7 protein-coding genes are annotated in these 7,527 nt (G+C 33.8%); 3 read left to right on the top strand and 4 right to left on the bottom strand.

What is annotated here, in order from left to right; genetic code table 11:
• Positions 1-47 precede the first annotated feature (47 nt).
• The gene (locus F6K22_RS24755; protein ID WP_293104073.1) at positions 48-719 is read right to left on the bottom strand and encodes an AAA-like domain-containing protein; all 672 of its coding nucleotides are present in this window, start codon (positions 717-719) and stop codon (positions 48-50) included.
• 202 nt (positions 720-921) lie between these two features.
• Between F6K22_RS24755 and F6K22_RS24750 the strand changes: the two genes are divergently transcribed.
• Together F6K22_RS24750 and F6K22_RS24745 are read left to right on the top strand one after the other, a co-directional pair.
• Positions 922-1,221 (top strand): TRADD-N-associated membrane domain-containing protein, encoded by a 300-nt coding sequence (locus F6K22_RS24750; protein WP_293104071.1) that lies wholly within the window; start codon positions 922-924, stop codon positions 1,219-1,221.
• Positions 1,222-1,479: 258 nt separating this feature from the next.
• Positions 1,480-2,232, top strand: coding sequence for a class I SAM-dependent methyltransferase (locus tag F6K22_RS24745; protein WP_293104068.1), 753 nt, complete (start codon positions 1,480-1,482; stop codon positions 2,230-2,232).
• 24 nt (positions 2,233-2,256) lie between these two features.
• Here the strand turns inward: F6K22_RS24745 and F6K22_RS24740 are convergent, their stop codons facing one another.
• From F6K22_RS24740 to F6K22_RS24730, 3 genes are all read right to left on the bottom strand, one after another.
• Positions 2,257-3,183, bottom strand: coding sequence for a spermine/spermidine synthase domain-containing protein (locus F6K22_RS24740; RefSeq protein WP_293104065.1), 927 nt, complete (start codon positions 3,181-3,183; stop codon positions 2,257-2,259).
• A 563-nt stretch (positions 3,184-3,746) separates the two neighbouring features.
• The gene (locus tag F6K22_RS24735) at positions 3,747-5,342 is read right to left on the bottom strand and encodes an NAD(P)H-hydrate dehydratase (protein WP_293104063.1); all 1,596 of its coding nucleotides are present in this window, start codon (positions 5,340-5,342) and stop codon (positions 3,747-3,749) included.
• A 438-nt stretch (positions 5,343-5,780) separates the two neighbouring features.
• Positions 5,781-6,638, bottom strand: coding sequence for a hypothetical protein (locus F6K22_RS24730; protein WP_293104060.1), 858 nt, complete (start codon positions 6,636-6,638; stop codon positions 5,781-5,783).
• 658 nt (positions 6,639-7,296) lie between these two features.
• Between F6K22_RS24730 and F6K22_RS24725 the strand changes: the two genes are divergently transcribed.
• Positions 7,297-7,527, top strand: a 231-nt coding sequence (locus F6K22_RS24725) for a 7-cyano-7-deazaguanine synthase (protein ID WP_293104075.1), incomplete at its 3' end; no start/stop codon positions are given.

Here is a 7,527-nt window from a genome sequence, read left to right as displayed (position 1 = left end):
AAGGTTTAAATGAATATCGACTTGAAAACTGACTTCTGTAGTAAAATTTAATTCTGAATAATAAAGCTTTTATTAGCCAAACTAAAAGTAAGAGCTGATAGCTTATAGCTGACGGCTGAATGCTTACCTTTTGGTAATAAGCATTCTTCAAAATAAATCTTACAATTAACCTTACTACTATCTTCTTCATCCCAAGATTCATGTAAAATTTCTTTTGGCACATTTAATTCACGACCTACACCACGGCAAAACAACCGCAAAAATTTATCTAAATCTTTAAAATCAGTAGTATCAGTATCTAATAAATTAATAGATGCTGTTTGGTAGTTATGTTTTTTCCCTTGTTCTAAAATTATATTAGTTAGCCAAGTTTTCCCCATTTTTTGAGGAGCTTTAATTCTGATTAAAGAGCCTGCTTGTAAGATAGTTTCATCACAAATAGATTCAATGGGTGGCCGTTTAATATAAGTAGTCTTTTCTGCTTCTGTTTCTTTTTCTGGAGTTTCAGCGATCGCTTGCCAATCAAGACCTAATTTCTCACATATTTCGGTAAAATTTAAGAAATATACAGGTTTTCCATGGAGGAAGTTATAGATAGTTGAACGACTAAAACCTAACTCACTAGCGAGAGCTTTTTGACTAGGAAAATTATTATGTTTAACAGCAGATTTAACTTTTTCCAGATATTCTGGTGCGACTCTCAGGGATCTAGAAGACATAACTTAGTTATAATAAAAGCTGAATAAATCTATAAATACTTACCCCACATTTTAGCACTACTCAGTCATCAGCCAAGAATTTTTAATTAAGTCAGTCACAAGTCAGACAAATTATTTTGTATCAACAAGCTGAAACTCAATCATCAGTATCTTTTAATGAAATTGTAGAAGAAAACAAGGAATTAACAGAGGAGTTTCAACTATGACTATATCTAATAATAATCAAAACTCTACCCTTAATACAATGGAGCAAATGGTTATTAAAGAACGACTACGTCAAGCACGATTAAGCTTTAATATTGCTCTAACATTAACTATAATTAGTGCAATTATTAGTGTAACAGGTATAGGTGTTTTACTATCAGGAAAAACTTCTGAAGGAACAGCCACAACTGCAGGGGGACTTACATCACAAATTGTTAGTATTAGCTTACTAAAAATCACTAAAGATAGTAATGAAAGACTTGATAAAATAGCAATTGAATTTCAAGATGAAGATTAGAATAAACTAAAGGTAGTAGTGCATCTAGCTTAAAAATGTGGGTAAGTTTTATGAATTAAGACCTCTCCCCCAACCCCTCTCCTGATGAGTGAGAGGGGAGAAACTCCCCCTTCCCTACGAGCGTTGGGGGTTGGGGGGTTAGGTTTTTTTTAACCCACAATTATTTAGTCTAGACACCCTAGTAGGGTGGACAAATCTTCATCCTCCCTACTAAAATTACATGAGATATTTGTGACAAAATACTAACAATTATGGAAAATGAACAATAATTATCAAGTCTGGAAAACAGCAGAACTTTCACAAAAATATCTTTCTGGTGTCAGAAGTGCTATTCCTTTAGCTACTGAACAAATTGACATTATCTTGAGAATTATTCAGACAACTAAATCCCAAGTAAATAACTTTTTAGACTTAGGTTGTGGTGATGGTATTTTAGGTCAGGCAATTCTCAGTCAATACCCCAATTCTCAAGGAGTATTTTTAGACTTTTCAGAAGCAATGATTGAAGTTGCAAAAAGCAAGGTTGCCGATAATTATCAAGGTAATTTTGAATTTATCACTCAAGACTATGGTCTACCGGAATGGATAAATAAAGTTCACCGAAAAGCACCATTTGATGTAGTTGTGTCAGGATTTTCAATTCATCATCAACCAGACACAAGAAAACAAGAAATCTATCAAGAAATTTACCAATTATTAAAGCCAGGAGGATTATTTTTGAATTTGGAACACGTTGCCTCACCATCTAAATTAATTGGGCAGTTATTTGATGAATTATTTGTTGATTCTCTCTATACTTTTCATCAAAGTCAAAACACAAATAAATCCAGAGAAGAAATTCATCAGCAATATTATAACCGCCCAGATAAAAAAGCAAATATTCTTGCTCCTGTAGAAACTCAATGTGATTGGTTAAGAGAGATAGGTTTTATTCATGTTGACTGTTTTATGAAATTGTTTGAAATTGCTTTATTTGGTGGTATTAAACCAGAATTACAAGTAGAAATGTAGAAATTTTCTGGTTAATTTTCAATATCAAACTTGAATATCTTTTGGTGGATTTTTCAAAGTATATATCTGAGTTTCTGCAGCGATCGCTTGTCGTAAGTTCAAAGGTATTTGCAACATACCCAATAAAGAAATACCATCCATCAATTTAAAATCACCCGTAGTTTTCTCTCCCAACAAACTGTCTATTTTTTCTGGGTTTGGTGTATGAGAAAATTCTTGCTCAGAACAAACAACAAATCCTAACGGACATCCATAACTGGTAGAATAAGGAATCAAGGAATGAATATAACTAAACAAAGTTTGTAAAGTGTTAACTACACGAACATGAAGATACATCTCAGCAGGAGCAATTGACCCTCCTTGTATTATAAAAAAACCATCAGCAGACAAAACTTGGCGAATTTTTTGAAAGTATTCCTGAGTAAATAAAGGAAAAGATGGACCCTCCTCAATAGGGTCTGTCAGGTCAGAAATAATTACATCCCAAGTTGCTGAAGAAGACTCTAAAAAATTCTGAGCATCATCAATGATTAATTCTACACGGGGGTCTTCAAAAGCGTTTTGGTGCATTTCAGGCAAATACTTTTTGCAAGCTTCTACAACTTCCCCATCTATATCAACCATAACTACTTTCTCAACAGTTTTCCAACGTAATACTTCTCGTATTGTTGCTCCTTCTGCTCCTCCAAATATTAAGACTTTGCGTGGAAATCCATGAAAAATCATAGGTGGATGTACTAAACTTTCATGGTAGAGAAATTCATCTTCAGTGCAAGACTGCCATTTACCATCTAATATTAAAGCTTTGCCATAAACACCTTCGACTATACACATTTCCTGATATTTTGTTTTTTGATGAACAAGTACCTGGTCGATGCCATGTTTATAAATATCCCAGGGTGTAATTTGTTCAGCGAAATATAAATCTGCATTAAGATTAGCACCTGCCATTGATTATTTTCCTCCATATTGGTATTTAAAGAGAACAGGGAGTAGGGGGGGGATTGGGGAGATGGGGAGATGGGGAGATGGGGAGATGGGGAGATTGAATATTGAGGTATAGAGTTATAGATCGGGACTTACGCAAAATATCGAATCATACACTATCTGTAGGGGCGATTCGCGAATCGCCCCTACTAGATATGGCGCTTGGAGCGTAAGTCCTGTAGATAAAATCAGAACTTACACACAAACCGAGTTTATCAACGAAATTTCCTCATTTGAAAGACAATAATCAGGGCAAGAAACTCGGTTTTTTGGTTGGTTTGCGTAAGTCCTGTAGAATTATAAACATATATCATCTCACTGGATTCTATATAAAAAATATTTACCTTTTACCTAGTCAGTTATAACACATTAATCGGGAATCTGCTCAACAAGTGCTTGTATAATTTTGAGGCAAAAAGAAAGAGGTATTTCAATTTCCAGATTCTCTGTTTTCTATCCACGCAAAGAAACCCGGTTTTTAGATAAATTGTTGTTTTTAACAATAAATACCTAGGAAAAACCAGGATTTATTGGTTGCCTGTCTCAGTCCTGATTTTTTCTATTGCTGGTATTAAATATTGAGTTAAGGTAAAAGCATCTACTCCTAATTCTGTTCGTTCTTTTGCTGCTAATATTGCTGCTTGAGCGTGCCACCAAACTGCTGTTTTTACAGCTTCGAGTGGAGGAATTTTAGTTGAAGTAATAGCTAATAAACCTCCGACTAATCCTGTAAGTATATCTCCGCTTCCTCCTCTTGCTAATGCGGGAGTGCTTTCTGGATTTATTGATATTTTTTGACTATTGGCAATAATTGTTTTTGCTCCTTTTAAAACTACGACAAGGTTACTATTTTCAGCAGATTTTTGAGCCGCTAATATCCGATTATTGAGTTGATTTGCTAGGTGGGGAAATAGACGTTTAAATTCTCCTAGGTGGGGAGTAATAATTGTTGGTGCTTGACGTTGACTTACTAAAGAGTTGTTTGCTAAATTTCCACAAATATTTAAAGCATCAGCATCTAAAACTAGAGGATAATTTACAGATAATACTTTTTCTATTATAGATGTAGGTTCTATGGTTAAACCAGGTCCGCAGGCAATGGCTTCAAATTTACTTAAATCTATATCTTTTGGTAATTGCTTTATTGCTCCAGTTTCTGTTTCAGGGCAACCAATAATTAGTGCTTCTGGTAAGTGACTATTTAGTATGGGTTTAATTGATTCTGGTACGGCAATTGATAACATTCCCACACCTGTTGCTCTGGCAGCTAATCCTGTTAAAATTGCTGCTCCAGTATAAGAATGGGAACCTGCAATTAATAATAAATTACCATTTTTATATTTATAGGTTACTGGGGAAAGAGGTAGAGGTAAATTTTCCATAGCAGATGTTTTTGTAATTCTCTCAATTGTGGGAAATTCTCCTAAAATTGCTGTAATATCTGCCAGGGGAATATCAAAGTCAATTAGTTCAGATGTACCGATATATTCTAGAGCTTGGTCTTGTAAAAATGCTTGTTTCCACAGACCTAAACAAAATGTGTGGGTAGCACAAATAGCTGTTCCTAAAACTGCTCCTGTATCTGTATGTATTCCAGAAGGTAAGTCAATACTAAATATCTGTTTTTGCCAACTATTAATTTGATTGATAGCTTCAGCTAAATCTCCAGAAACTTCCCTTTCTAAACCAAAACCAAATAAACCATCTATGAGTAAGTCGCAATTTTTGAGCAGGGAAATATTTTCGATAAAATCAACTCCTAGAGATTGGAGATATTTGGCATGAGCATTTGTTAGTTCTTTCAGTTTATTAATAGGGCAGTAGACTATTATTTCATAACCTTGAAAATATAATTCTCTGGCTATAACTAAAGCATCTGCGCCATTATGACCAGGACCTACTAATACACCTATTTGACTAATATTAGGATTTAACAGTTTGAGGATTTTTCGTGTTACTAATCCTGCAACTTTTTCCATTAATGCGGCTACTGGCATTCCGGCAATAAATATGCGTTCTTCTATTTGTCGCATTTGTGCAGCAGTCACTATAAATTTTTCTTTTTTAGGGAGTAGGGAGTAGGGAGTAGGGAGTAGGGAATAGGAAGTAGGGAAATTAGACATAATATATTCTTCGCTCTTTGCCTAGAATAGAATCCTTAAAAACATTACTTATTAGTTAATAACTGAAGTATTGAGAAAGTATAGCATTTCAAGGGAGGAGAGAGTAGGGAGTAGGGAAATTAGGCATAATCTAGGGAATAATGAGTAGGGAAATTAGGCATAATCTATTCTTCGCTGTTTGCCTAGAATAGAATTATTAAAAACATTACTAATTAGTAGGGAATAGGGAGTAGGAGAGTTGATGCAACTTCCCTATTATTTGTAATAAACATTGACTAAGGTTACTATAATCTATGAGTTGGCTTTGGAGACAAAACCGCTACATTTTTTCTTCTTTTAACTAGCTATCAGCTTTTAGCAACTCTGGGTTCAAATACCCTTCTAAACTTTAAAACAATAATCTTGCTGACTGCTAACTGCTGACCGCTGACCGCTTTTTTAACGACCAAAATAAATAACTACATTAATAAACCCTGAATCTAATAAATAGCGTTGCCATTTTTCTGCTATTTTTCTCTCTTCAAAAGGTCCTATAGCTACATTTTCTGGTGTCTCTGTTACCTGAATTCCTCTGTCAGGAACTCCCAATAATCCCAATTTATATGTAATTAGAGCTAAATCTTTTGACTTACTAGGAATTAGTAAATAATAAGATTCTGTATTACTAAGTCCATAAGCTATTGAATGGCTAACTGGAGGATATACACTACGTGCTAAAGTTGTAGATTCTAGAGGGTCACCAAATGCTTCACCAGGGTTCTTTCTTGATAATTCGCCATTAATTCCTCTTTCTTCTAAATAATCTAACAAATCTAAGGCAAAAAATAACTCAGAAAAGCTTCCGACTTGAATAACTCTTGCGTCTCCAAAAGAGCGAAATACTGCTCTTGGTTCAATTTGTTGCCGAATAATTCCTAACAAAAGAGGATTCTCTGACTCAATATAAACAACATATCGTAAATTGGGAAATGGATTTGGTTCGATAGGATTAAATATTGGTTCTTGTTGTTTAGTTGAGGGTGTGATAATTGATGGTGGTAATTTTTCCAGAGGTCTTGGATATCTGGAAATTTCTGTTATTAGTTGTTCGTTTTTTGATGTGTTGTTGTTGGAAATAAAAATTGTGTTTTGGCTTTGATTTTGATTATTTTGATTGGTGGTTAAGGTTTGAGTTTTGATGACTTTTCCCAGGGATAAAGTCTGGTAACTTAAGGCTAAAAATCCTCCGAATATAATTGATAATAATGACATTTTTGATTTTTTGTAATATGATATTACAGGAGATTGATTTAGCATGGTTAGTTACTCCGATAAATGATGATCTTAAAAGAAAGTCAAAAGTCAAAAGTCAAAAGTCAAAAGTAATAAAAAAACAAAGGAATGTTGTTTAAGAGTATACCTATTAAGGTCTGTTTTCATAGGAAGTAGCAGATACAATAACTGTATAAGCGGATTTCATTGATATCAAAGAAGAAAAAGAACTGTAACTCAGTAACTTTATAAACCCTATATATATTAGACATCTTCAAAAATCAAAAATTAAATCAATCCCATACGCAAAAACTGTCAAATTTTTCTCCCTACTGCCTACTTCCTATTTCCTCTTTTCTGGAGATGTCTATTGATTTAGATATCTTATACCAAATCTCAAAAGTAATGCTATACTTGAGAAATACTTCAGTTATCAATTAATTAGTACAGACAAAATCATTTTTTTTGTAATTTGACGTGATTTAATATTAATTATTGTTATGTTTACTTCTCTGTACGGACGTTGCATGCAACGTCCCTACCCACTCCCCTGCTCAACAAAATGTAGAAAAGTTTTTTATAAATGGTATTACCTGTGCCCTATTCCCAACTTCTGTAAAAAATTGATTATCAAAATAAACTAGAAAAAATAAAGTAGAAAAAAAATCTATAATTCAAGATAAATACATATAGTTTTGATTTTATAAACTCAAATCCAATGAATAAAATTATAGTCGGTCTTTCTGGTGGAGTTGATAGTTCCACAGCAGCAGCAATATTACATCATCAAGGATATCAAGTCGAGGGCTTAACTCTTTGGTTAATGAAAGGAAAAGGTCAATGTTGTTCCGATGGAATGGTTGATGCTGCCTATATTTGCGAACAATTAGGTATTCCCCATCATATTGTCGATACTCGCGATTTATTTCAAACA

It is taken from the genome of Okeania sp. SIO2F4, from assembly GCF_010672385.1.
Lineage (GTDB): Bacteria > Cyanobacteriota > Cyanobacteriia > Cyanobacteriales > Microcoleaceae > Trichodesmium.
Note: the sequence above shows the minus strand (reverse complement) of the source record. Positions and strands in the feature narration are given on the sequence as shown.